This window comes from Rhodococcus sp. NCIMB 12038 (assembly GCF_002165735.1).
Taxonomy (GTDB): domain Bacteria; phylum Actinomycetota; class Actinomycetes; order Mycobacteriales; family Mycobacteriaceae; genus Rhodococcus_F.
In genome coordinates this window covers 155,017-180,156 of the sequence record NZ_NHML01000010.1, presented here as the reverse complement: position 1 = coordinate 180,156, position 25,140 = coordinate 155,017, and the positions used below count along the sequence as shown (strand labels likewise).

The window sequence follows — 25,140 nt, the reverse complement described above, 5'->3', positions numbered from 1 at the left end:
GAAAAACTCAGGGTGAACCTTTTTCGCATTGTGAAAAAAGCGTTGTAGCAACGTGGTTCGGGATTCGATGATGATCGCGACGTATCGATTCAGCCCGAAACTCAGGAGTACCCATGACCCTCACCACCGCAGCGCCCACCGACTCGGATCGGTCCGCCGACACCGCGCTCGAGGTCCGTCCCGTCGCCGGGCACATCGGCGCCGAGATCTCCGGGCTCGACCTCCGGAAAGAACTGGCCGACAACGAGGTAACGCAGGTCCGCGACGCCCTGCATCGCTACAAGGTGCTGTTCTTCCGCGACCAGGAGATCGGGCACGCCGAACAGATCGCGTTCTCCCGCAAGTTCGGTGACGTGACGCCGTCGCACCCGTACGACGACGAAGCACCCGAGGGCTTCCCGCAGATCCTCGCCGTCGACAGCCGCAAATACGAGAAGCGGTTCGGGCGCAAGAAGTACAGCTACGACAACAAGTGGCACACCGACGTCACAGCGCTGATCAACCCGCCGGCAGGCACGATCCTGCGCGCGCACCTCGTCCCGGAGCAGGGCGGCGACACCCAGTGGACGAACCTCGTCGCCGCCTACGAGGGTCTGCCGGAGTCGCTGAAGCGCCTCGTCGACGGCCTCCGCGCCGAGCACCGGTTCGGCGGCAGGCACCCGCAGTGGGCCGAGGACAGCAGCTACGCCCAGAAGACGCGGGAGAACCCGCTGGTCACCGAACACCCCGTGGTCCGGGTGCACCCGGTGACGGGGGAGCGTGCCCTGTTCGTGACGCCCGGGTTCACCGCCCGGATCGTCGGAGTGTCGCCGTCCCAGAGCGACCGCCTGCTGGACCTCCTGTTCGCCGAGGTGACGAATCCCGCCTACACGGTGCGCTTCCGGTGGGCGCCGGGCAGCCTCGCGTTCTGGGACAACCGCGCCACCGCGCACCTCGCACCCACCGACCTCGACCACCTCGACGTCACCCGGGTCCTGTACCGCACCACCCTCGAGGGCGACGTTCCCGTCGGCCCCGACGGCAAGGAATCCACGTCCATCGCCGGTGCCGCGTTCCGCGGCGAGAAGTAGGCGGCTCCGCCGCCCGTGCGCCTTTCTGGTTGCTCCAGCTACCGGAAAGGCGCACGACTCTATCCAGGAGACAAGAAATGACAGTTATCGACGACCGTCCCGGCGTCGCCACCGCACTCCGGATCGCCCCCATCGCCGGCTATATCGGCGCCGAGGTCAGCGGTGTGGATCTCGCGGATGACCTGGACGAGGCCACCGCCGCACGACTGCGGCAGGCGTTGCTCGACCACAAGGTGCTGTTCTTCCGCGACCAACCGCTCGACCACGCGGCGCAGATCCGGTTCTCCCGGCACTTCGGGAAGGTGACACCCGCCCATCCGTACGACTACAACGCCCCCGAGGGCTACCCGGAAATCCTGGAGGTGGACAGCCGCAAGTACGCCGCCCGCGGCGGGGCCCGCAAGTACAGCTACGCGAACTTCTGGCACACGGACGTGTCGGCGCTGGTGAACCCGCCGGCGATCACGTTCCTGCGGTCGGAACTGGTGCCGGACGTCGGGGGCGACACCACCTGGACCAATCTCGCGGCGGCGTACGCGAATCTGCCCGAATCGTTGAAGTCGTTCGTGGACGGCCTACGCGCCGAACACCGCTTCGGGGGACGGCAGAAGCGGTGGGAGGCGGGCAGTGACGCGGAACAGAACGTCACCACCAAGCCGATCGTGACGGAGCATCCGGTGGTCCGCGTGCATCCCGAGACCGGTGAGCGGGGGCTGTTCGTCACCCCCGGCTTCACGAGCCGCATCCTCGGTGTCTCCCCGGCGCAGAGCGACCGGATCCTCGACCTGCTGTTCGAGGAGGTCACCAACCCGGCGTATACCGTCCGAGTTCGCTGGCAGAACAACAGCATCGGGGTGTGGGACAACCGCATCACCGCGCACCTCGCACCGGCGGATCTCGATCACCTCGACGTCGTGCGGGTGCTGTACCGCACCACCGTCGAGGGTGATGTTCCCGTCGGCGTCGACGGTCAGCCGTCGCGGTCGGTGGCCGGCAGCGCGTTCCACGGCGCCGACTGAGCCAGGGGGACGACATGAGGGCTGAGTCGCCGATCGGGTTGCGCCGTAACAGGTCGTTCGCCGCCGCGGTGCTGGTCGCGGCCGTGGCGCTGGTAGTCGCGGCGTGTGGTGGGTCGTCGTCGGGCGGCGGAACGACAGCGGACGGCAAGACGGTGCTGCGGTACGAGGGCAGCCCGGCCAGTGTCACCTTCCCCGAGCTCGCGGAGGATCTCGGATACTTCGAGAAGGTGCAACTGGAGTGGCTGGGGGACACGACGAGTGGTCCGCAGAGCATCCAGTCCGCGGCCACCGGGGAGACCGACTTCGGGGCGGCCTTCAACGGCGCCATCGCCAAACTCGTCGATGCCGGGGCGCCGCTGACCGGCGTCGTGTCGGTCTACGGTTCGGACGGCGACACCGAGGCCGACAGCTTCAACGGCTACTACGTCCTCGACGGCAGCCCCATCCGGTCGGCCCGCGATCTGATCGGGAAGAAGGTGGGCATCAACACCCTCGGCGCCTACCACGAGTACGTCATCAAGGAATGGCTGTTCCGTGCCGGCCTGACCAACGACGAGATCAACCAGGTCGAGCTGACCGTGGTGCCGCCGAACAACACGGAACAGGCACTGCGGTCGGGGCAGATCGACGTGGGGAATCTCGGGGGGATCGTCAAGGATGCCGCACTCGGCCGGGGTGGGTTGACGCCGCTGTTCACGGATGTCGATCTCACCGGCCCGCTGGGGATCGGAGCCGTGGTGTTCCGGAACGACTTCATCTCGAAGAACGAGGACTCCGTCCGCGACTTCGTGCAGGGCGTCGCGCGCGCCGTGCGGTGGACGCAGACGGTGCCGAAGGAGGAGGTGGTCGATCGCTTCGTGAAGATCGTCGAGGGTCGTGGCCGGAACGAGTCCACGGAATTCGTTCGGCAGTGGAAGAGTGCCGGCGTGCCCGCGGCCGGGGGAGTGATCGATCCCGGGGAGTTCCAGATCTGGATCGACCAGGGGGTGCGGTTGGGGGTGCTGAAACCGGGCGGAACGACGGCGGAGGGCCTGTTCACCAACGAGTACAACCCGTACGCGAACGGCACGTATCCGCCCGGCAGCGACGCCGACGGAAACCCGGTGGTCGCCGCAGGCTGAGCGGCTCCGCCGCCCGTGCGTGGTCAGCGAGTCCCTACACTCGCCGGCCACTCACGGGCTGTGGAGTGCCCGGCGGACGGCGTCGGCGAACGCGGCGTGGTCGTGGATCAGCCAGCCGTGGCCGCCGGTGACGGTGTGCACCGGCGGATTGCGCAGCGCGTGCCGCAGCGACTCGAAACTGGCGAGCGGGATCATCCGGTCGCCGCGGCCCCAGACGAGCGACACCGGGAGGCCGCGGTCGGCGAGGACGCCGAGTTCCCGGCGCAGGTCAGCCCGCCTGGCCAGGTGCGCGGTGCGCCAGACCGCACCCGGATCCCGCACCGTGTTGGGCAGGAAACCGTTGACCAGCGATGCCGTCGTGTGGGCTATCGACCGGATCGACAGCGCCTCGCCCAGCATCGACGCGCCCCAGTCCCACAGTGGTCGCTCGCCGATGGGCCGGGTGTGCCAGCCGTCGGACGACCAGGCGCCGCCGCCGACCGAATTGACCAGAACCAGGCGGGCGACCCGCTCCGGAAGGTCGTGGGCGGCCTGGATGGCGACGCCGCCGCCGAAGGAGTGGCCGACCAGGGTGACCGGTTCGCTGATTCCCGCGTCGTCGAGGAACCGTCCGAGCCAGGCCGCGTAACCGGCGAAGGTGCGGTCCTCGGGCGCATGGTCGGGAGTGCCGCCGAAGCCGGGGAGCGTCGGCGTGACGACGCGATGCCCCTGCTGAGCGAGCATTGCCAGGCTGCGGCCGTACACCTGCGGGGTGAGTCCCCATCCGTGCAGGAAGACGACGGGCGCGCCAGCACCCACGACGGTGAGGGTCGTGGCGTCCGCACGTGCGGGTTCCCCGAAGATCTCGGGTTCAGAGTTCTGGGTCAGTGACACGCACACAGCGTGGACGACGGGGATGCCGTCGGTAACGGGCTGAATTACCCGAACGCATACCTGTTTCCGGGGTTTCGTGCCGGACCGGTCGGTTCGATATAGAATCGTTATGTACCTGTATTGCAAAAACAGGTATGTGTATGGGCCATTCGGCCGTTGCCCGCTGAGTCCGTGACCGGGATGTTATCTAACGTCTCGTCCGAACGGCACGGATGCCGCCGGACCCTCAAAAATTGAAGGACTCAGCTCAATGGCCAAGCATAGATTGCGTCGGGGCAATCGTCTGCAGTTTTCGACCGGCGGTCTTCTGATCGCCGCCGGTGTGGGAGTGGGAGCGTTCCTGCTTCCCGTCGCTCCCGCTGCAGCGGAGCCGATCACCATCCCAGGAATTGGGACGTTCGAGGTCCCGGGTGTACCGCCCGTACCTCCGGTTCCGTCCGCTCCGGCTCCGAACCCCGGGCCCCTGCCGGGACCGCTCCCGGCCCCGCCGGCGATGCCGTCCACCCATGGCAGCCAGGCTCTCGCCGCCGCCGAGTCGAAGATCGGCTCGCCGTACGTCTGGGGCGCCACCGGGCCGAACTCCTTCGATTGCTCCGGCCTCGTGCAGTGGGCGTACAAGCAAGCGGGCATCTCGGTGCCCCGTACCACCTACGACCAGTTGAACGGAGGATCGCCCGTAGGCAAGGGCAACCTGCAGCCGGGTGACCTGGTCCTGTTCAACGGGGCGGAGCACGTCGGGCTCTATGCCGGCAACGGCACGGTCGTCCACGCGCCCACCGCCGGGCAGCCCGTCAAGCAGTCGCCGCTCGATTCGATGCCGTTCTACGCGGCGCGCCGCTACTAGGCGGCTCCGCCGCCCGTGCGCCTTTCTGGTAGTCAGAGCTACCAAAAAGGCGCACGGGGCGCGAAGCGCCCTACGAGTTCCGGATCAGATCCGACGCCCGCTCACCGATGAGGACCGACGGTGCGTGGGTATGCCCGCGGATGATGGCGGGCATGATCGACGCGTCCGCGACCCGCAGTTTGTCGACCCCGCGAACCCGCAGGTCGGGTGTGACGACACTCGCGTCGTCGTTGCCCATGCGGCACGTCCCGACCGGGTGGTAGAGCGTGTGCGCGTTCTCCTGCAGTGCCCGCTCGAGGATCTCGTCGATCGGGGTGCTCGGCTCCACGGCCGGGCGAATCAGATTGCCGAGCCGCGACTTCAGCGCCGGCGCCGACGCGAGGGCGTCGCACAGGCGCAGTCCCTCGAGCATCGCCCGTCGGTCGACTCCGCCGCTGTCGCTGAGATAGCGGGGATCGATGATCGGCTTGGCGAGGGGGTCCGCCGACTTCAGCGAGATCTCGCCGCGACTCTCGGGTTTGACGAGGATGGTGCCGATCACCGCGGCGTGCCCGGTCGCCGGGATGAGGCCCTCGTCGAAGAACGGCGCCGGCCCGAAGATCATCTCGAGATCGGGCAGGGCCAGATCGTCCCGGCTGCGCGTGAAACCGTACGCCTCGGCCACATTCGACGTCAGCATGCCGCGTCGGCGGGTCAGGTAGTTGAGCAGTTCCGGGATCTTCTCCGCAGCAAACAGCGAGTCTGAGTCGACGCTGTAGCCGAGGAACGACACCAGGTGGTCGAGCAGGTTCTTCCCGACCTCCGGCAGGTGCTGCTGCACCGCGATGCCGTGCGCCCGCAATTGCGCCTCGTCGCCGATGCCCGACAGCATGAGGAGTTGCGGGGAGTTGATCGCCCCGCCGGCGAGGATCACTTCCTTCGCGGCGCGGACAGTGCGCCGCACCCCGTCCTTCTCGTATTCGACGCCGACGGCGGCGGAGCCCTCGAACAGCACCCGGGTGGCCTGGGCGCCGGTGAGGACGGTGAGGTTCTTCCGCTTCAGCGCCGGCCGCAGGTAGGCGTCGGCCGTGCTCCACCGCGCGCCCCGCTTCTGCGTGACCATGGTCTGTGAGAAACCCTCGGGTCGAGTGGTGTTCGCCCGCTCGACGGGATACCCGGTCTCCTCGGCGGCCGCGAGGAACGACGCGGTGAGGGCGCGGGGGCTCCGCTGGTGCGAGACGACGATCGGTCCGCCGATGCCGCTGTCGGCGTCCGACGCGTCCTGGACGTTCTCGATGCGGCGGAAGTATTTGACCACTTCCCTGAACGACCAGGTGTCGTCGGAGAGTTCGGCCCACTCGTCGTAGTCGGCCGCGAATCCGCGCACCCACATCATCGCGTTCATCGACGACGAGCCGCCGAGCATCTTGCCGCGCGGCCAGTAGATGGTGCGACCGCCGAGCCCGGGTTGCGGTTCCGTCAGGTAGTCCCAGTCCAGTTCGCTGCGAAACAGTTTCGAGAAGGCGGCGGGGATGTGCGCGAACTTGTCCTTGTCCTCACCGCCGGCCTCGAGGACCACGACCTCGCTGCCGGAGTCGGCGCTGAGCCGGTCGGCGAGCACCGCACCTGCCGAACCCGACCCCACGATCACGTAGTCGGCCACAGACAGTTCCTGATTCATCGTTCATCTCCACTTCGACGGGGTGACGGGACGAGGACGCGCAGCCCTCACCCGCGCAGCGCGGACGCGAAGATCGCCGGCAGCCGGGTCCATGAGGGTGCACCGGCAAATCCTGTCAGCGATCGGCCCGTCGTGGCGGCGGTTCGGTTGGTGACGAACCACGGGGGCTTGGGCGAGATGGACATCTCGCGGTTCAGGATGGACCGCGGCGACGGACGGAACGGGCCGCGGACGACGGTGCGCTCGGGCCGGTCGATGAGGAGCGCGTTGTGCACCACGCCGATGCCGCTCTGCACGTCGTTCAGGGTGTGGCCGGGGAAGGCTCCCCAGGTGGCGGTGGCGGTGAGGTAGCCGACGCCGGTCCACGCGTTGACGGCGATGGTTCCGTAGCGGAGGCTCTCGAGCAGGGAGTCGAACTCGGCGCCCATCTCGCGGATGGTCTGCGGCGCCGCGACGATGTTGATGCCGAGGGTGCCGACGAAGTCCGCGTTGACGAGGTCGGCGGCGTGGGCCGCGAACTCGGCGCCGCCGTGGGGAAGGTCGATCACGCCGAGCACCGGGGCGAAGTACTCGGTCTGCAGCAGCGGGGTGTAGGCGCCGGGCTCGAGATCGGTGACCAGGACGCGTCCGCCGTTCTCGCCGAGGCGGGCCGCGGTGGGGAACGACGCGACGGCGCCGGCGACCCGGGAGTCGCTGCCGGGGTAGTACGCGGCGCGTTCCGGCGCCGTGTCGAGCGCCTCCTTCAGGGCGGCCACGAACTCGTCGCGCTGCTTCCACTCGGACGACACGACCACCGCCTGCGACGCGACGCAATTGTAGCCGCCGTTGTGCAGTCGTTGCGTCGCAATGTGTTCGGCCTGGAACTTGATGTCGGCGCGGCTCCATTCGCCGGGCAGCACGATGGTGGGGGACACGCCGCCCAGTTCACTGGAGATGGCCTTGCCGAGGAGGGGGTCGTTCGCGGCCTTGCGCCGCGCACCGTCCTCGCCGGTCCCGAACACGATCGCGTCGTGGGTGAGCGCGCTGCCGGTCATGTGCACGTGGTCGACGAGGTCGTGGTGCACCAGATACGTTCCGACGTCCGCGCCGCCGGTCAGCAACCGGACCGCGCCGATCGAGATGAGCGGTTCGAGGACCCGCGTCAGCACGGGCAGCAGGCGGTCGGTGACGGGGTTGAGCTTGAGTGCGACGACGCGGTTGTGCGCGATCAGTTCGTACAAGGTGTCGAGCGGGGCGATCGAGGTGATGTTGCCAGCGCCCAGGACCACGCCGACGCCCTGCGTCCGCGACGGGTCCCGCTGGGCTAGGCCGGCGTCGCGCTGTGCCGTCGCACGATCGATTCCCGGCTGCAGCCACACGTCCGCGCTGAATCCGCTGAGCAGCAACCGGTCGAAGATGTTCAGGGGCAACGCCTTGACGGTGGTGCGGCCGCCCGGCGCAGTGCCGAACGTGGCGCCGTCCAGTGGGCTGGTGCCGGCGTCGAGTTTCGCCAGGCTTGCGGACAGTGCCGCGGTGCCGGTGGCCAGCGGGTACGGTCCGGACATCCATTCCTCGCCGACCAGCGGCGACTTCGGGTCCAGGCCCTTGATCGCGACCGCGGCGTCCACCCAGTCGGCGGCATGCTGCACCGTGAGGTCGTGCACCTTGTCGAGGAGTGTCCTGCGGTCGGTGAGGGAGAGGTCGGCCCAGGTCTTCTCGCCCTCGGCGAGGTCGGTGAGGGCAGCGTCGACCTCAGGGTGCGGCGAGGTGGCCTCGGGTTCTGAAGTGCTCACGGTGGACAGCTCCGCTCGAGTCGAGTACATGGTGGACCGCGCCACAAAACTGTGGCGTAGAACACCGATTCTCGTCCCCGATCCGGGCGCCGCGCCATAGGCAGCGGCTGTCAATGTGCCCACCGGGGCTATGCCGTCGCACAAAAAGGGGATGGCGCCGATTACGTCCGGTGGATAGTCTTGCCCGATGACTGTCAGCCCGGATGTCGCGCCGTCGCCCACCGATCTTCTGGGCTCCATGCTGGAGTCGGTGGACCAGTTGTCCGAGGAACTCGTCTCGCGCATCCTGTCGGCCGAGCACGGCTACGTCGAGGCGACCCTCCTCACCCCGGAGCAGTTGTACGCGGCATGCGTCGACAACCTCACGGCGATGCTGGGCAACCTCGCGGGCAGTGCGCCGATCCGGCTGGAGGCGGCGCGTGCGGCCGGACAGTTGAAGGCCGAACAGGGGGTGCCGCTCGCGGCGCTGCTCCACGCGTTCCGGCTCGGTGGCCGTCTGATCTGGGACGAACTGATGAACCGCTCGGATGGCCGCGCCACCAACGCGCTGCTCGACATGGCCGCCCAGGTGTGGGCGCTGGTGGACGTCTACTCGGACAGTGCCGCGGAGGCTTACCGGGAGACCGCCGACCTGCGCGCCCGCGAGGACGCCGAGTCGCGGGGCCGGCTGATCCGCACCCTCTTCGGTGACCATGCCGCCAACCCGGCAGGCGCCGCCGACGCACTCCGCACGTTCCGGATTCCGGAGAACAGCACGTTCCTCGTGGTGTCCGTCGAGGCGGCGGCGTCCCCGTCCGCCGCGGACGTCGTCCAGTCGGACCTTCGCGGTGCGGGGGTCGACTCGGTGTGGGACTCGGAGGTCGACGGCCGGGTCGGGCTGCTGTGGGCCGCCACCACCGAGGTCCTCGATTCGGCGCTGGTCGTCCTCGGCCGCACCGGTCACGGACGGATCGGGGTCAGCTCGGCGTTCGGACGCCCGGGTGGGACGAGCCGGGCCGTGGAGCAGGCGCGGATCGCCCGCCGCTGCGCGGGTCACGGCGGGTGCACCGTCACCCGCTACGAGTCGGTGCCGGTGTCGCTGCTGCTGGTCAGTGTTCCCGACGCCGGGAAGCTCGCGTCGAACCAGATCCTCGGACCGGTGCTCGCCCTGCCCGCGGAGGAACAGGAAAGCCTCCTCGCCACCCTCGACGCCTGGTTCTCCTGCCGCGGCTCCACCACCGCGGCGGCCACCCAGTTGCACTACCACCGCAACACCGTCCTGTACCGGCTGCGCCGAATCCACACCCTCACGGGACGCGATTTCTCCGACCCCATCGACGCCGCCGAACTGTACGTCGGACTGCGGGCGCACCAGCTGCTCGGTTCGTAGAAGCCGCGCGGGCTGCGGCGCGCGGACATCAGAATTGCCGGTTGGCGAGGACCGGCAGTGTCTCGCGGACCTGCGTCACCAGGGTGGTGTCGATGTCGACCGTCAGTAGTCCGGGTCCGGAATCGAGTTGTCCGAGAACGACTCCCGTAGGGGAGCTGACGATGCTGTGACCGACTCCGAGCGGCGTGGTTCCCTGGACGTTCTCGCCGGACGCTGCGGGGTCTGCCTGGTCGCAGGCGGCGACGAAGGTGGTCGAGTCCAGTGCCCTTGCGCGGGCGAGCAGCGTCCACTGGTCGATCTTGCCTTGTCCTGCACCCCAGGACGCGGCGACAACGGTCAGCGCCGCGCCGCGGTCGGCGAGCGTCTGGAACAGGCCGGGGAATCGGATGTCGTAGCAGGTGGCGAAGCCGACGCCGACTCCGTCCACGGAGACCACGAGCGGGTCGGCGCCCGGTGCCACGGTGTCGGATTCGGCGAAGCCGAAGGCGTCGTAGAGGTGGATCTTGTCGTAGTGGGTGTCGACGCCGCCTCCGGTGACGAGCAGTGTGTTCCGCACCCGCCCATCGCCGGACGGTGTGAACATCCCGGCGACGACGGTGATTCCGGCCCGGGCGGCGCACCCGCGGACGGCGTCGGCCCACGGGCCGTCGAGCGGTTGCGCGACGCTCGCGAGCGGTCCGCCGAACCGCTGCATGGTTGCCTCCGGGAACACGACGAGCCGGGCGCCCGCGTCGACGGCCGCGGACACCTGCTTCTCCATGGATTCGAGGTTGGCCTCGGGGTCCATGGAACTGGTGATCTGGGCAAGGCTGAGGCGGAGCATCATATTATTTCTCCTAGCTGCGAGAACATTGGTGTATACATACTGTATGCAACAAATGGATGGGGTCGACGGTCCGACTGCCGAGTTGTCGGGTCGGGAGAAGGCGTACCTGTATGTGCGGGACCAGGTGCTGACGTCACCGGCGGCTACGGGTTCGTTCCTCAGCGAACAGGATCTCGCGACGAAGGTCGGGGTCTCCCGCACGCCGGTCCGCGAAGCCCTGCTGATGCTGCAGGCCGAGGGCCTCGTCGAGATGGTGCCCAAGCGGGGCGCGCACGTACCCGCGATGTCGGGCCGCCAGATCACCGAGTTGATGGAGCTGCGCGGCGTTCTCGAACGACATGCCGCGAGTCGGGCACTGACCTCCGGGCGAGTTCCCCTCGAATCGATGCGCGCCGCGCTCGCCGAGCAGGAAACCTTCGCGACCGGCGCGAGCGTCGACGCTGCTCGCGCGTTCATCGACTGGGACGGCCGTTTTCATCAGGTTCTCATCGATTCGGCAGGCAGTGAGCTGCTGTCCAACACCTATGCCGGACTGCGTGCGCGTCAGCTCCGAGTCGGTTTGACGGCCCTGTTCAGTGCCTCGGACCGTCAGCACAATGTGTGCGCCGAGCACCAGGCGATCATCGACGCACTCGAGGTCGGCGACGAAGGCCTGGTGCACGAGAAGATCAACAGTCATCTCGAGGTTACTCTGCAGATCCTGTTGCGCGCCTAGCATTCTCGGCCGACAGTAACGCGTAGTGCTCGTCTTCGGTGGGGTCGGGGTTGCGTCCGAGTGCGAGGCCGAGCAGGGTCAGCGCTCCGACGATCAGCACGTAGATCGCGATCGGCACCCAGCTGTCCGTCTTACTCAACAGGTACGTGAAGATCAGCGGTGCCATGGCGCCGCCGAACACCCCGGCGATGGTGTAGGCGAGCGAGCTGCCGGTCGAGCGCAACGGGACCGTGAACTGTTCGGTCACGAATGCCGCCTGCGGTCCATACATGAACGAATGGAATCCGAGTCCGACGACGACACCGAGGATGAGCAGCGGAAACGAGCTGCCGCCGATGACGACGAAGAACAGGGCGCTCCAGGCGACGCCGCCGACGGCGGCGATTGCGTAGACCAGGCGCCGGTTGATGCGATCCGATATTGTGCCGGCGAGGGGGATCAGGCCGAGTTGGAATGCCGAGCCGATCAGGATGGCCGCGAGAACTTCCCCGCGGTCGAAGCCGAGTTTCCTGGTGCCGTAGGTGATCGCGAAGACGGTGAACAGGGCGTAGATCACGTCCGGGGCGATGCGGGACAGGATGGCGGCGATCAGCGGCCTGGCCTGCGTCTTGAACACGTCGCTGATGGGCGCCTCGGCGCGCTCGCCGGATTCCTGCAGCGCCTTGAAGACGGGGGTGTCTTCGAGCTTCAGCCGAATCCAGAGGCCGAAGCCGACCAGGAGGGCGGACATCAGGAACGCGAGACGCCATCCCCAGGATTCGAACTGGGCCTCGGTCATCGAGATCGTGAGTAGGGCGAGCACGCCGTTGGCCATCAAGTTGCCTGCGGGAGGGCCGATCTGGGCCGCTGAGGACCAGAAGCCACGTTGGCGTGGGTTGCCGTACTCGCTCGACAGCAGCACTGCACCACCCCACTCGCCGCCGACGGCCACGCCCTGTGCGAATCGGAGTACGACGAGAATGGCGGGCGCCGCGACGCCGATGCGGTCGTAGCCGGGAAGCAACCCGATGGCGAATGTGGTCACGCCGATCAGGAGCAGGGTGATGACGAGCAGTTGCTTGCGTCCGATGACATCCCCGAGCCGTCCGAAGACGAAGCCGCCGATCGGTCTCGCCACGTAGCCGACCGCGTAGGTGGAGAACGCGAGCAGGGTTCCCGTCAGGGGATCACTGTCCGGGAAGAAGATCTGCGGGAAGATCAGTGCGGCCGCCGCCGAGTAGACCGCGAAGTCGTACCACTCCAGCGCGGTGCCGGTGAGGCTGGCGGCAAACGCTTTCGCCAGTCCCTTCTTGTCGACGGGTGCGGATCTGTCGGCATCGACGGAGGTGGACTCTCCGATCATGGCAACTCCTTGTGGGTTGAATTCTTGTCCCGCACGGCGCGGATGTCCCGTGTTCCAGGTCACCGTCGCCGTTGTACACAACATATACTTGCTGTATACAAGACGTATGCGCAACCCCTGAGGCGCAGAAAAAACGAGAAAGTAACAATCTGCCCTGATCGTCAGACTGAATCAGGGCCCGGAATACAGGAGTTTCCTCCCATGTCGCAGCTCACGTTCACCCTGCCGGACGGCACTGTCGAAAACGTCGCGGTCACCACCCTCCTCAACGCCGGTTATGCCGGACGGAACCAGGAGGAGGTCGCGTCCCATATCGCCGAGCTCGCAGAACTGGGCGTACCGGCACCGACCACGATCCCGGCGTTGTACCCCATCTCGCCCTACCTTGCCCAGCAGGCGACGACGGTGTCCGTTCAACACGGACGAACCTCGGGCGAAGCCGAGTGGGCGCTGGTCATCACGGACGACGACGTGCTGCTGACCGTCGCATGCGACCACACCGACCGCGACCTCGAGGTGCACAGCGTGGCGTGGAGCAAGAATGCGGCACCCGACGTTCTCGGGTCACGCGCGTGGCGGCTGTCCGAGATCGCCGACCGCCTCGACGACATCACCCTCTCGGCATGGGTCGGTCAGGGCGACGGCGAACCGTCCACCCTCATCCAGAGCGGAACGCTGGCCGATCTGCTCGCCCCGAAGTACTGGCTCGACGTCCTACGCGAGCGGGGCTTGCACAAGGCGGGCACCGTCCTCGTGTCGGGGACGATCTCGATGCGGCACGGTGTGGATCAATTCGCCGACGCATGGAAGGTCGAAATGCGGGACCCGTCCACCGGGGACGCGCTGACCTGCAGTTACCGCACGGTGCGGATGCCTGCGCCGATCGGCTGATCCGCGCCGACCTTCGGGAATCGGCACGCCGGGCTCGCCCGAGGACCGACAATATGGTGACTCGAGCAGGGGGCAGTGCCATGGAGTTCGTCGTAGGGAACGATTTCGGCCCCACCGACCGCATCGTCGGCTCGATCGTCGACATGGCCGGAATCTCCCGGGCGAAGGTGCTGCCCGCCTCGAGGTTGTCCACGTTCGTCGACGCCGGTGCGGGCGCCTCCCCGAGCTGGAGTGTGTTCTGCGTCGACGACCACCTCGCGTTCACGCCGTCGTTGTCCGTGGTGGGCGACCTGCGGCTGCGGATCGACGCCGGCGACGTGAGGAATCTGGGCGACGGCACGTACTGGGCGCCGGCGTGCCTCACCGAGCAGGACGGGACGCCGTCGCCTGCGTGCACCCGCGATGCGCTGCGGCGGGTGACGACGCGGCTGGCGGAGTCCGGGCTGAGCGCGCGCACCGGCCACGAGCTCGAGTTCACCCTGTTCGACGCGGCGACGGCCGAGGAATGGTCCGCGTACGGCCTGAATGCCGTTCTCGCACACGATGAATTCTTCGCACGACTGCTCGCCGCGGCGGCGACGGCCGAGCTGCCGATCGAACAGGTCCACGCCGAGGCCGGGCTCAACCAGTTCGAGGTGTCGCTCGCCCCCACCGACCCGGTCACGGCGGCCGATGACGCGGTGCTGGCCCGCGCACTGATCAGCCGGACCGCGCGGGCTCAGGGGCTGCGGGCGTCGTTCTCACCCATGCCCGTCGCGGGCGGTGCGGGAAACGGCGCCCACCAGCACGTGTCGTTCGCCGAGGGCGACCGGCCGATCCTGTCCGGAGGTCCGGGCCCGCACGGGCTGACGGCTGCCGGTGGCGCCGCGGTCGCCGGGATCCTGCGGGCGCTACCCGAGTTCACGGCGGTTCTTGCCGGGTCGGCGCTGTCGCATCTGCGGTTGCGTCCGGGGATGTGGTCGGGGGTGTCGCGCTGCTGGGGGCTGGAGAACCGCGAGGCCGCGGTCCGCCTGTGTACGGACACCGCCGGGAACCCGCACGGCGCGAACCTCGAGATCAAACCCGTCGACCCGTCCGCGAACCCGTACCTGGGCAGCGCCGCCATTCTCGGCGCCGCCCACGACGGCATCGCCGGCGCGTGTCCGCTCCCCGACGAGGTGTCGGTCGACCCGGCGGACCTCGCCGGCGCCCGCGCCGTCGACCTCCTCCCGACCCTGCCGTCCGACGTGCTGGGGGCATTCGAGTCCTCGGCGCTGGCGCGGGACCTGTTCGGTCCGCTGATCGTGGAAGCGCTGACCGCGGTCAAGCGCTACGAGCACACCGAATACCGGGACAAACCGGTCGACGAGGTCGCGCAACGCTTCCGGTACGCGTGGACGTCCTAGTTCGAGCGTTACAGCGCCTTGAGTTCCTCGGTGACCTCGGCGACCGACTTCTTGGCATCACCGAAGAGCATCGAGGTGCCCTCGGCGAAGAACAGCGGGTTCTCGATACCGGCGAAACCGGAGTTCATCGAACGCTTGAGCACGACGACGGACTTCGACTGGTCGACGTTGAGGATCGGCATCCCGTGAATCGGTGAACTCGGATCGTTGCGCGCCGCCGGGTTGGTGACGTCGTTCGCGCCGATCACCAGGGTGACATCGGTGCGAGCGAATTCGTCGTTGATGTCGTCCATTTCCTTCATCGCGTCGTAGGAGACATCCGCCTCGGCAAGAAGAACGTTCATGTGACCGGGCATCCGGCCGGCGACGGGGTGAATCGCGTATTTGACCTCGACGCCCCTCGTTTCGAGCAACTTCGCCATGTCCTTGACGGCGTGCTGGGCCTGCGCGACGGCCAATCCGTATCCGGGTACGACGATGACCTGGTTGGCGTAGGCCATCTGAATTGCGGCGTCAGCGGCCGACGTCGCCTTGGCCGTGCGCACGACGCCGTCCGATGCTGCCACCTCACCGCCGCCGCCACCGAAGCCACCGGCGACGATGGCCGGGATGGACCGGTTCATGGCCCTGGCCATCAGATTGGTCAGGATGGTGCCCGAAGCACCGACGATCATGCCGGCGACGATCATCGCCTGGTTGTTCAGTGCCAAACCTGCTGCAGCGGCTGACAACCCGGTCAGGGCATTGAGCAGTGAGATGACAACCGGCATGTCGGCGCCGCCGATCGGCAGGACGACCATCAGACCGAGGATGCCCGAGAGCACCAGAACCCCCACGATCCACAGCGAGCCGGTCGGGCCGACCGGCGAGATCGCCCGGATCCCGATGACCACCGAGAACGCGACCGCGGTGACGAGCAGCAGAGCATTGAGCGGCTGCTGGAGCTTACCGATTCCGATCGGACGACCGGGCAGGGTTTCCTGCAGCTTCAGGAACGCGATCACACTGCCCCAGAACGAGATCGAGCCGATCACCGCGGCGAAGAGCGATGCGACGACGATGTGGACTGTCGGCGATTCGCCGTGCTGGAATGCGGTGAACCCGTCCGAGTCCAGGAACTCCGCGTACGCGATCAACGCGACCGTGCCGCCGCCGACACCGTTGAACAGCGCGACCAACTGCGGCATTGCCGTCATCTTCGTGCGCAGCGCCGGCGGAACACCCAACGCGACACCGATCACGAGGCCGGAGGCGATCAGGATCCAGTTCCCCATCTGCGCGTCGCGAATGGAGATCAGCGTCGCGACGACCGCGACGACCATGCCGACCGCGGCGATCTGGTTCCCGCGCACCGCGGTCTTCGGGCCCGTCAGACCCATGAGACCGTAGATGAACATCGCGAACGCGACGATGTACAAACCATTGACCAGGTATTCCATTACCGGTCATCATCCTTCGACACAGACGCGGCGGCCGGCTTGGCCTTGAACATCGCCAACATGCGGTCAGTGACCACAAAGCCGCCGACCACGTTCACGGTTCCGAAGACGAGCGCGACGAACAAGATGATCTGCAACCCGAGCGACGGCTCGTGCACCTTGCCCAGGACCACCAATGCGCCCAGCACGACGATGCCGTGGATGGCATTCGTACCCGACATCAACGGAGTGTGCAGGGTGTTCGGAACCTTGGAGATCACAGCGAAACCGACGAACCCGGACAGCACCAGGATCGCGATGTTCGCCAGAAGCGATGTGTACATCAGGCGCCCTTCGCTTCACGGGTGACGCACGCGCCGGCCAGAACCTCGTCGGAGAAATCGGGCGCGAGAGCACCGTCTACGAGCATCAGTTCGATCAGCGCGGAAATGTTCTTCGCGTACAACTCCGACCCGTGCTCAGGCATCGACGCCGGCAAGTTCAACGGCGAGCAGATCGTCACGCCGTGCTTGACGACGGTCTGACCCGGCTCGGTGAGCTCACAGTTGCCACCGGTTTCACCCGCGAGATCGACGACGACACTGCCGGGCTTCATTCCTTCGACAGCGGACGCGGTCACCAGACGCGGGGCGGGACGACCCGGCACCAACGCCGTGGTGATCACGACGTCGAAGCCTTTGATCGCATCCTCGAGAGCACGTTGCTGCTTCGCGCGCTCGTCGTCGGTCAGCTCGCGGGCGTACCCACCCTCACCGGCCGCGTCGATTCCGAGGTCGAGCCACTGCGCGCCCACCGACCGCACCTGGTCCGCGACCTCGGGGCGCACGTCGTATCCGGTTGCGCGGCCACCGAGACGCTTCGCCGTCGCCAACGCCTGCAGGCCTGCAACACCGACACCGAGCACCAGCACCGTCGCAGGCTTCACCGTGCCCGCGGCCGTGGTGAGCATCGGAAAGAACCTGGTCGACTCCGACGCCGCCAACAAAACAGCCTTGTATCCGGTCACGTTCGCCTGCGACGACAGCGCATCCATCACCTGGGCGCGCGAAATACGTGGAATCGCCTCCATGGCGTATCCCTCGATTCCGGCAGCCTCGAGCTCGGCAATCCGATTGTCCGCACTGCGCGGATTCAAGAAGCCGATCAGCCTCGTCCCCGCGCTGATCCGGCTGATCTCCTCCGTCGACGGAGGGGCCACCTTCACCACCACGTCGGCAGTCCACGGATCGCCGATCTTCGCCCCGGCCGCGGTGTACAGGTCGTCGGGAATCAGCGCCCCCAGACCGGCCCCGGACTCGACTACCACGTCGACGCCCTTGCCGATCAGAGCGGACACAATTTTCGGCACCAGAGCCACCCGGCGCTCACCGTCACTCGATTCTCGAGGAACACCGACCAGACACCTCCGACTACTGCCGCTCGAAACTTGACTCGAGTTCACATCTACACCTCGAAATATCTGGAAGACGGGCTGGGAAAACCGGGTGAGCGGTTGTGCTGCTGTCGAGTTCACCCGCGCCGAGCGAACCCGAGCGGGTCTCGGGATGTCGCGCCGCCCTCGACCGGGATCAGGCTGCCGGTGATGTAGCCGGCCGCCGGTGACAGCAGGAATCCGATGGTGCCTGCCACCTCGTACGCCTGCCCCAAGCGCTCGAGCAGAGCCTGCTTGAAGATCGATTCTGCTGCGGTCCCGCCGATCCGGTCGAGCGTCTCGACCATGCGGGCGGTTAGGAAGAACCCCGGGGTGACGCCGTTGACTCGCACGCCGGCCGGACCGTATGCGGCCGCGAGTTGCTTGATCCACGTGTTCAGCGCCGCTTTTGCGGGACCGTAACCGGGAGCGGACGGGCTGGCGTACTGGGACCACGAGCTGGAGACGAAGACGATGGAACCACCGCCGCTACGGGCAATCAGCGGACACAGCGCTTGCCCGAGAAGGAACGCGTGCCGGGTATTGACACGGAAGTCGTCCTCCCAGTCCGCCAAGGTGAACTCCGTCAACGGCTTCGGAGTCGTCCTGCCGACGACGTCGACAAACCCGTGAATCTCCCCGACCTCGTCTTTGATGAATTTCACGAGTTCCGCGACGCCGGACTCGGACGTCACGTCGACGCAGAGCGAATGGCAGTTCAGGGTTCGGCTGATCGACTCCGCGCCCGCGGGGTCGACGTCGACGCAGACCAATTCGGCGCCCATGGAGGCCAACATGCGGCTTGTGTGTTCCCCGATGCCGCTGCCTGCCCCGAGTACGACGATCCGTTGTCCGTCCAACCGGAGAAGTCGGCCGTACTCGACATCGGCGGCGGCGACAGGCACATTGGATCTCAGTGCATGGTGCATTGTCAGTTCCTTTACGGATCAGTTCGGGGGAGCGGAGGAAACTGTGCGTGGACTGTCGGATTCATTGAGGACGGCGCGTGAAAAGTTGAGCTGGATGCCGTTGCAACACAGAATCTCTCATGGGGTGACAATCGCACCTCGGGGGTATGCGAGCAACCGAAAATGTCTATCGGGGTGATAGTTCCCGGGTATGTCGATCGACCTTGACACCTCGGTGCGCTGCTGGTCCACTGATGGCCAGCCGATTTGGGTGAGTGAACGTCCTGTGATATCGCGTGCGGGAACTTTTCTGGCTTGCACGATTCGGGATCGGCTGTCCACTTTCAGGCGAAACGATCGTTTTTGCCTGCCCTGATGTTGTGAGCTTAGGGAGAGCGATGAGCAAGGATCTCAACCGCGTCGAATCCGCCGGGCGAATTCGCGGCGCGGCGCCCGGGTCTGCAATCAGCCGGCGCAATGTGTTCAAGTTCGCCGGCGCTGGAGCGCTGGCCGTCGGTGTCGGTTCCCTACTCGCCGCATGCGGGGGAGGCGGCGGAGCAGCCGGCACGCAGGGACCGAAAGCCGCTGGTGCGCTCGCCAGGCCGACTCCGTTCGTCGTGGGATCGTCCTCCGGTGACAACTTCCTGATCGATGCGATCAATGTCGCCCAAAACCAGTTCTCCCTCTTCAACCTGGAAGTTCCGAAGCTCATCTACCCCCAGAGCGGCGTACAAGGTTTGCAGATGGTCAGTGCGGGCGCGATCGATGGCGCTGCGATGGACACGATGGGCGCGATGCTCGCCTTCGCCAAGAGCCAGACCGGCAAACGGCCGGTGATCGTCGGCATGCGCATGCCCGTCAACACCTACAACCTGATCGTGGGACCTGGTGACTGGCCCGGTGAGAACGCCACTTTCGCCGAAAAGATGGCCTCCCTGAAGGGGAAGACGATCGGTGTCACCGCGATCGGTGCAGGTACCGACAACATTTTGAATCTGGCGCTCGAGGCGGCAGGGATGAAGCGCGATGACATCACGGTCCTCGGGGTGGGGCAGCTGTCGGCCGCAATCGCCCAGATGAAGAACGACCGGCTCGACGCCTATGTGGGATTCACGTACGGCGCGGGTCTGTCCGTTGCCACGCAAGCCGGCGGCCGGATGCTGATCGATTTCAGTGCCGCCGGTACACCGCAGCTGCTGAGTGATCTGCAGGTGTGTCCCCTGGTCATGCGTGAAGACAAGGTCGACGCGAGTCAGGACACTGCCGACGCGTGGCTTGCTGCCCAGTGGGAGGCCAAGACGTGGATCACCGACAATCGTGCTGCTGCGGCACAACTTCTCAACGAGGGAACCTTCAACAACGAGGCACCGGACGACGCGGCCAAGACAATCGATTTCATGGTCGATCGTGTCTTCCCGAAGGTCAGCCCGAATTGGAAGGTCACTCGTAGCGGGATCGAGCATGCTGCCGAGGTCATGTATCGGCTGGGCATGCTCGAGAAGGGCACGGTGCACTACGAAGACATCGTCCCGCCATTCGCGCGCGTCTGATACAGATAGCAGAGGGATTCCCACATGATCAGTCAGATAGCAAATAAGAGTGACGCCTTCGACTTGACGAACAAGCTCGCGGTCGTCACCGGGGCAGGACGAGGGATCGGCCGTGCGTGCGCGCTCCACCTCGCCGGCGCGGGTGCCGACATCGTCCTGGCTTCGCGAACCGGAACGGAGCTGGACGCTGTCGCAAGTGAGGTGGAGGCGCTCGGCGCCAAGGCGCTGGTCGTACCGTGCGATGTCTCCGACTTCGACGCGTGCGATGCCGTGGTCCGTCAAGCGGTCGATGTGTTCGGTGACGTCGATGTTCTCGTCAACAGTGCCGGTGCGGGGGCTCCCTGCGCGGTGATCGACGCCGATCCCGCCGACTGGGCCCGTGTGGTCACACTGAACTTGACAGGCACGTTCAATATTGCGCGAGCTGTTCTCCCCTTCATGATCGAGGCGGGCGGTGGCCGGATCATCCTGATCGGGTCGGGTCACGGACATTCGACGACGGCCGGATTCTCGGCCTATGGTGCGTCCAAGGCGGGGGTCAGTCATCTCACGAAGACCTTGGCCGAAGAAGTCTGGGAGCACGGTATCGACGTGAACGAAGTGATTCCCGGGCCCGTAGCCACCCAGCTCACTCGCGGTCTTGTCGCAGTGGGTGAAGCCCCTGAAGGTTTGCCGAGTGAGCGTGTGAAGTTGCCGCACGAAGTCGCAGAACTGGTCGGGTGGCTGGCCCGGCAGCGCATCGGCGGTCCCACCGGACAGGTCTTCAGCCTGGCGCGAAGAGCGTTGTAGCTCGTCGTGACCTGGCCGGAAAACCAGAGCCCTTGCCCCTGTTGGGGGCAAGGGCTCTGTGGTCGGTCAGAGGTCGATGGCGAGACGCGTACTCATTGCACGCGAGACGCAGATCATCATCGTCTTGCCGGCCTCGCGTTCATGCTGGCTGAGAACGGAATCCCGATGGTCCGGGACGCCGTCGAGAACCGCGACCTCACACGATGCACACGTACCCTCCATGCATGACGAGAGGACCGGAACACCCGACTGCTCGACGGCCGCGAGAATGCTCTGACCGGGATTCACGGTAAGGGTCTTCCCGCTCTGCACCAGTTCGACTTCGAACGCAGTCTCGGCTGCGTGGTCGTCGATGGCCCGCGGGGAGAAGCGTTCCACACACAGAGAATCCGAAGGCCAGGTCGGCCGGCACCGATCCTCGACCGCGGAGAGAAGCGGTTCGGGTCCACAACAGTAGACCAAGGTCTCGGGATCGGGATCTGCCAGTGCTGAACCGAGATCGATGAACCCGACCTCATCCTGCGGGTAGAGATGGACGCCGGCGTGGTCGAATTCCAACAGTTGATCGACGAAGGCCATCGACTGGCGTGAGCGGCCACCGTAGTGAATCGCCCATCGGGCGCCCGATTTCGCCGCAGCGGAAATCATCGGCAGCATTGGTGTGATACCGATCCCGCCCGCAATGAAGAGGTAGTTACGTGACAGTCGGAGTGGGAACAGGTTGCGTGGCCCCCGTGCCGTCACGAGTGACTTCTCCTGCAGTTCATCGTGAATTCGCTGCGATCCGCCCCGGCCCGAGACGTCTCGGAGCACCGCGATTTTCCAACAGCCACGATCAGCGGGATCTCCGCACAGCGAATACTGGCGAACCATGGACTCCGACAGGACCAACTCGATGTGCGATCCGGGCTCCCACGCCGGAAGATATGATCCGTCTTCGTTTCGTAACTCGAGTTGGATGACTTCCTCGGTGAGGACCGTCCGTCGTTCGACCACGAGTCTCACCTCGGTTTCGTTGAACGAATTGCGCACTGTGAAACCTGCTTTCCGCGAATCGACCGGGCACCGTGATCAATCCGTGTGCACCACAATGGCTCCAGAGGGGCAGATGCGCTCCGATTCGATCACCCCCTCGTGCTCACCGGGGAGGACATTCTCCCGATGAACGAATACCAAACCGTCGTCGTCGTTCTGATCGAAGATGCCCGGCTCACGCCCGACGCAGAGTCCCGCCGCAATACACTTCGTGTTGTCTACCGACACCCGAATCACAACCGCTCCTTGCCATCGAACTTCCTCACGGGCTTCACCCGGCAGGTGAAGCCCGCATCATGAGTTGTCTGTTTGGTTCGCTCGTTACCAGGTCACCGGGAATTCGTGGACCCCGTAGAACGCTGAATCGTCCTTGAATCTGAGCTGTTCGATCGGCTGAGCCGACCGGAGACCGGGAATGACGTCGAACACGGCCTCGATCACAACTTCCAGTTCCATGCGCGCGAGAGCCTGTCCGAGGCACTGATGAACTCCGTACCCGAAGGCCATGTGCTGGCGGGCTTCCGGCCGGCCGACATCGAGTACTTCAGGATTGGGGAAGATGGACTCGTCCCAGTTCGCCGCGGACACCGCCGCAATGAAGCCGTCGCCCGCGGGAATCGTTCGACCGCCGACCTCGATGTCTTCGAGCGCCAGGCGCATCGCATTGCTGTGCGTGACCGACGTGATGCGGAGAAGTTCCTCGATGGCGTTGGTGACGGTGACCTCTCCGGAGGTGATTCGCGCCAGCTGGTCCGGATTCTCGAGGAGTGCCATCGTTCCCAGGGTGATCACGTTGGCGGTGGTTTCATGGCCGCCGAGAAGGAGGAGATTCGCGTCCATCAGCGCATCTTCGCGGGTCAGATCACCGTTGGTCACATGGTCCGCCAAGAAGGTCATGACGTCGTCGCGGGGGTCGACCGTGCGTGCGTCGAGCAGTCCGCCGAGGTAGTCGAGCAACCGGTCGGTCGCTGCCGTGATTTCGGTGGGGGTTGCTGTTCTCGAGATCCGTACGGCACTCTTCTCCTGGAAGAATTCGTGATCCTGATACGGGACGCCGAGTAGTTCGCACGCGACTGTCGACGGCACGACCAGGGAGAACTCGGTGAAGAAGTCGACAGGCGGAGTCTTGGCGACCAGGTTCTCCAAAAGTTCCCGTACCAACTTCGTCACAGTAGGTCGGAGTGCTTCGATCCGATGAACGGTGAAGAAGGGGATCAGTAGTCGGCGCCGTCGGCTGTGCTCTGGTCCATCCATCCGTTGCAGGGATTCGTCCTGCAATTTGGCTGCCTGATCGGACGCGGACAGGAAGGGAAAGTTGGGTCTTCTCGTCTGCGAACTGATCGAGGACGACCGTAGGATCGAACGGATGTCGTCGTAGCGCGTCAATAACCAGGCGGAACGGCCATCCCAAAGGCTCACCGGCGCAACCGGTTGGGTATCTCGCAGTTCGCGGTACTCGGTCGGCGCGGAGAACGGGCAAGTCCTGCGCATCGGAAAGTCGGGAGTAGGAACAGGTGACGCCATGGGTTACCTCCACAGATCAGGGGTTTGTGACGACGGTCTCACTGATCCTGGTGTCGGCGCCTGGCAGCGTCAAGGAACTTCTCCGGCCCAGCGGCTATCGCCGCGATAGCCGTTTCTTGCTTGCGTGGCGGCGGTGGGAACCGCTGCCGCCCAAATGATCCTGTTCGATAAGGTCCCGCGTAGCCCTTTCGGTCCGCGTGGACGTCGTGGTCAGTTGCGGATCATGGCCAGCGCCGTGCGCAGCCCGCGCCGTTTGCCGGTCGCAGGGTCGACTCCGAACACTTCCTTCATCCCACCCCGGATGCGGAAACGCAGTTCGGACGCCGTCTCCGGTGCGTCGTCGGCGGACGCCGACAGGAAGCGGTTGGGCAGGGCGAGCTTGAAGATGGTGCGCAGGGTGAGTCCGTACTGGTGGGGGAGGGAACCCGTCGTGTACGGGAGGTCGTACTTGTCGCACAGTGCCCGCATCTTCACGCCGATCTCGGCGTAGCGGTTGCTGGGGAGATCGGGGAACGCGTGGTGCTCGATCTGGTAGCAGAGGTTGCCGCTCATGAACGCGAGCACCGGGCCTGCGTGGAAGTTCGCCGAGCCCAGCATCTGGCGCAGATACCACTCGGCCTTGGTCTCCTGGTCGAACTCCTCCTTGGTGAACTTTTCGGCACCGTCCGGGAAGTGGCCGCAGAAAATGACACCGTAGGCCCACAGATTCCGGATCACGTTGGCGGTGATGTTCGCCGTCAGCGTGCTCTTCCATGCCGGGCCGGTCAGCGCGGGGAACACCACGTAGTCCTTGCCGACCTGCCGCGCGATCTTCCGTCCCACCTCCTTCGCGTTGCGGAGGGTTTCGGCGCGGTCGTAGTCGCCGCGCCGGATACTCTCCACGTCCAGGTGGTGCAGCGCGACACCCCACTCGAACAGCAACGCGAGCAGCACGTTGTAGAACGGCTGCGCCAGGTACACCGGTGACCACTTCTGGTCGCGGGTCATCCGCAGAATCCCGTAGCCGACGTCGCTGTCGAGTCCCACGATGTTGGTGAACTTGTGGTGCACGTAGTTGTGCGAGTGCTTCCACCCCGAGGACGGGCACGTGTTGTCCCACTCCCAGTTCGACGAGTGGATCTCGGGATCGTTCATCCAATCCCACTGGCCGTGAATGACATTGTGGCCGAGTTCCATGTTCTCGATGATCTTCGCCGCACCCATCAGGGCGGTACCCAGGAGCCACGCCGGTCTCTTCCGGCTGCCGAACAGGACGACCCTGCCCGCAATCGCCAGCGACCGCTGCAGCTTGATCGCCCGGTCGATGTACCGCGCGTCGCGGGCGCCGCGGGACTCCTCGATGTCGGCCCGGATCGCATCGAGTTCCGCGCCCAGCGCCTCCACGTCCGCCTCGGTGAGGTGGCTGTACTCCTTGATATCGGTGATGGCCATCTCGTCTCGATACCCGGTTCGTGCCATTCCCAATCCGCGTATCCGCCCAAACGATGCACAACCGTGTTGTGGTCATCCGTCCGTGTCGAGGTGTCCGCTATTCTCTCCACGGTCGCCGAGCGTCTCGGTGGCCGTGGTCCAGGGGTGGGCCTCGATGCAGAAAACA

General features: G+C 66.0%; 24 protein-coding genes. 11 read left to right on the top strand and 13 right to left on the bottom strand.

What is annotated here, in order from left to right:
• Positions 1–113 precede the first annotated feature (113 nt).
• The 3 genes from CA951_RS17210 to CA951_RS17200 all read left to right on the top strand — a co-directional run bounded on the left by CA951_RS17210 (position 114) and on the right by CA951_RS17200 (position 3,210).
• Complete coding sequence (locus tag CA951_RS17210) at positions 114–1,070, top strand: TauD/TfdA family dioxygenase (RefSeq protein ID WP_087557987.1); 957 nt, start codon at positions 114–116, stop codon at positions 1,068–1,070.
• 77 nt (positions 1,071–1,147) lie between these two features.
• Positions 1,148–2,089, top strand: a complete 942-nt coding sequence (locus CA951_RS17205; protein WP_087557986.1) for a TauD/TfdA family dioxygenase — start codon at positions 1,148–1,150, stop codon at positions 2,087–2,089.
• A gap of 14 nt (positions 2,090–2,103) precedes the next feature.
• Complete coding sequence (locus CA951_RS17200) at positions 2,104–3,210, top strand: ABC transporter substrate-binding protein (RefSeq protein WP_087557985.1); 1,107 nt, start codon at positions 2,104–2,106, stop codon at positions 3,208–3,210.
• A gap of 51 nt (positions 3,211–3,261) precedes the next feature.
• Here the strand turns inward: CA951_RS17200 and CA951_RS17195 are convergent, their stop codons facing one another.
• Positions 3,262–4,089 (bottom strand): alpha/beta fold hydrolase, encoded by an 828-nt coding sequence (locus tag CA951_RS17195; RefSeq protein ID WP_179220223.1) that lies wholly within the window; start codon positions 4,087–4,089, stop codon positions 3,262–3,264.
• A 244-nt stretch (positions 4,090–4,333) separates the two neighbouring features.
• Here CA951_RS17195 and CA951_RS17190 point away from each other — a divergent pair, with 244 nt between their 5' ends.
• On the top strand, positions 4,334–4,927 hold the full coding sequence (locus CA951_RS17190) for a C40 family peptidase (RefSeq protein WP_087557984.1): 594 nt from the start codon (positions 4,334–4,336) through the stop codon (positions 4,925–4,927).
• Positions 4,928–4,997: 70 nt separating this feature from the next.
• Here CA951_RS17190 and CA951_RS17185 read toward each other — a convergent pair whose 3' ends face one another.
• Both CA951_RS17185 and CA951_RS17180 read right to left on the bottom strand, forming a co-directional pair.
• Positions 4,998–6,587, bottom strand: coding sequence for a GMC family oxidoreductase (locus CA951_RS17185; protein ID WP_087557983.1), 1,590 nt, complete (start codon positions 6,585–6,587; stop codon positions 4,998–5,000).
• Positions 6,588–6,634: 47 nt separating this feature from the next.
• A complete protein-coding gene (locus CA951_RS17180; protein WP_087558095.1) occupies positions 6,635–8,359 on the bottom strand; it encodes an aldehyde dehydrogenase family protein in 1,725 nt (574 codons plus the stop codon).
• 187 nt (positions 8,360–8,546) lie between these two features.
• On the opposite strand from CA951_RS17180, the gene CA951_RS17175 reads away from it, so the two are divergent.
• Positions 8,547–9,728 carry a CdaR family transcriptional regulator gene (locus CA951_RS17175; protein ID WP_087557982.1) on the top strand — a complete coding sequence of 394 codons (1,182 nt, stop codon included), beginning with the start codon at positions 8,547–8,549 and terminating at the stop codon, positions 9,726–9,728.
• A 28-nt stretch (positions 9,729–9,756) separates the two neighbouring features.
• Here the strand turns inward: CA951_RS17175 and CA951_RS17170 are convergent, their stop codons facing one another.
• Complete coding sequence (locus CA951_RS17170) at positions 9,757–10,554, bottom strand: carbon-nitrogen hydrolase family protein (RefSeq protein ID WP_087557981.1); 798 nt, start codon at positions 10,552–10,554, stop codon at positions 9,757–9,759.
• A 43-nt stretch (positions 10,555–10,597) separates the two neighbouring features.
• Between CA951_RS17170 and CA951_RS17165 the strand changes: the two genes are divergently transcribed.
• Positions 10,598–11,269 (top strand): GntR family transcriptional regulator, encoded by a 672-nt coding sequence (locus tag CA951_RS17165; protein ID WP_087557980.1) that lies wholly within the window; start codon positions 10,598–10,600, stop codon positions 11,267–11,269.
• Here CA951_RS17165 and CA951_RS17160 read toward each other — a convergent pair.
• Positions 11,241–12,611, bottom strand: a complete 1,371-nt coding sequence (locus CA951_RS17160; protein ID WP_087557979.1) for an MFS transporter — start codon at positions 12,609–12,611, stop codon at positions 11,241–11,243. The two genes, CA951_RS17165 and CA951_RS17160, sit on opposite strands and share 29 nt — an antisense overlap.
• Before the next feature lie 201 nt (positions 12,612–12,812).
• On the opposite strand from CA951_RS17160, the gene CA951_RS17155 reads away from it, so the two are divergent.
• Positions 12,813–13,502, top strand: coding sequence for a DUF2848 domain-containing protein (locus CA951_RS17155; protein ID WP_087557978.1), 690 nt, complete (start codon positions 12,813–12,815; stop codon positions 13,500–13,502).
• 80 nt (positions 13,503–13,582) lie between these two features.
• Positions 13,583–14,887, top strand: coding sequence for a glutamine synthetase family protein (locus CA951_RS17150; RefSeq protein ID WP_087557977.1), 1,305 nt, complete (start codon positions 13,583–13,585; stop codon positions 14,885–14,887).
• Between the two features lie 8 nt (positions 14,888–14,895).
• Here CA951_RS17150 and CA951_RS17145 read toward each other — a convergent pair whose 3' ends face one another.
• The 4 genes from CA951_RS17145 to CA951_RS17130 form a co-directional block, all read right to left on the bottom strand.
• Entirely contained in the window at positions 14,896–16,326 is a 1,431-nt protein-coding gene (locus CA951_RS17145) for an NAD(P)(+) transhydrogenase (Re/Si-specific) subunit beta (protein WP_087557976.1), read from the bottom strand.
• Positions 16,326–16,649 carry an NAD(P) transhydrogenase subunit alpha gene (locus CA951_RS17140; protein WP_087557975.1) on the bottom strand — a complete coding sequence of 108 codons (324 nt, stop codon included), beginning with the start codon at positions 16,647–16,649 and terminating at the stop codon, positions 16,326–16,328. The genes CA951_RS17145 and CA951_RS17140 overlap by 1 nt, the downstream gene beginning before the upstream one ends.
• Positions 16,649–17,767, bottom strand: coding sequence for a Re/Si-specific NAD(P)(+) transhydrogenase subunit alpha (locus CA951_RS17135; RefSeq protein WP_087557974.1), 1,119 nt, complete (start codon positions 17,765–17,767; stop codon positions 16,649–16,651). Before CA951_RS17135 ends, CA951_RS17140 begins: the two co-directional genes overlap by 1 nt.
• A 68-nt stretch (positions 17,768–17,835) precedes the next feature.
• Positions 17,836–18,666, bottom strand: coding sequence for an SDR family NAD(P)-dependent oxidoreductase (locus CA951_RS17130; RefSeq protein ID WP_087557973.1), 831 nt, complete (start codon positions 18,664–18,666; stop codon positions 17,836–17,838).
• 377 nt (positions 18,667–19,043) lie between these two features.
• On the opposite strand from CA951_RS17130, the gene CA951_RS17125 reads away from it, so the two are divergent.
• The gene (locus tag CA951_RS17125) at positions 19,044–20,195 is read left to right on the top strand and encodes an ABC transporter substrate-binding protein (protein WP_087557972.1); all 1,152 of its coding nucleotides are present in this window, start codon (positions 19,044–19,046) and stop codon (positions 20,193–20,195) included.
• Between the two features lie 24 nt (positions 20,196–20,219).
• Positions 20,220–20,984, top strand: coding sequence for an SDR family NAD(P)-dependent oxidoreductase (locus CA951_RS17120; RefSeq protein WP_087557971.1), 765 nt, complete (start codon positions 20,220–20,222; stop codon positions 20,982–20,984).
• Between the two features lie 66 nt (positions 20,985–21,050).
• Here CA951_RS17120 and CA951_RS17115 read toward each other — a convergent pair whose 3' ends face one another.
• Together CA951_RS17115 and CA951_RS17110 are read right to left on the bottom strand one after the other, a co-directional pair.
• A complete protein-coding gene (locus CA951_RS17115) occupies positions 21,051–21,857 on the bottom strand; it encodes a PDR/VanB family oxidoreductase (RefSeq protein ID WP_256973900.1) in 807 nt (268 codons plus the stop codon).
• A gap of 198 nt (positions 21,858–22,055) precedes the next feature.
• Positions 22,056–22,223 (bottom strand): ferredoxin, encoded by a 168-nt coding sequence (locus tag CA951_RS17110; protein WP_256973899.1) that lies wholly within the window; start codon positions 22,221–22,223, stop codon positions 22,056–22,058.
• Between CA951_RS17110 and CA951_RS44295 the strand changes: the two genes are divergently transcribed.
• Positions 22,146–22,319 carry a hypothetical protein gene (locus CA951_RS44295; protein WP_236581566.1) on the top strand — a complete coding sequence of 58 codons (174 nt, stop codon included), beginning with the start codon at positions 22,146–22,148 and terminating at the stop codon, positions 22,317–22,319. The genes CA951_RS17110 and CA951_RS44295 overlap by 78 nt on opposite strands.
• Before the next feature lie 21 nt (positions 22,320–22,340).
• On the opposite strand, the gene CA951_RS17105 is transcribed toward CA951_RS44295, so the two are convergent.
• Complete coding sequence (locus tag CA951_RS17105; RefSeq protein ID WP_218780502.1) at positions 22,341–23,189, bottom strand: cytochrome P450; 849 nt, start codon at positions 23,187–23,189, stop codon at positions 22,341–22,343.
• Between the two features lie 564 nt (positions 23,190–23,753).
• Positions 23,754–24,974 carry a fatty acid desaturase gene (locus CA951_RS17100; RefSeq protein WP_087557968.1) on the bottom strand — a complete coding sequence of 407 codons (1,221 nt, stop codon included), beginning with the start codon at positions 24,972–24,974 and terminating at the stop codon, positions 23,754–23,756.
• Positions 24,975–25,140: the final 166 nt, after the last annotated feature.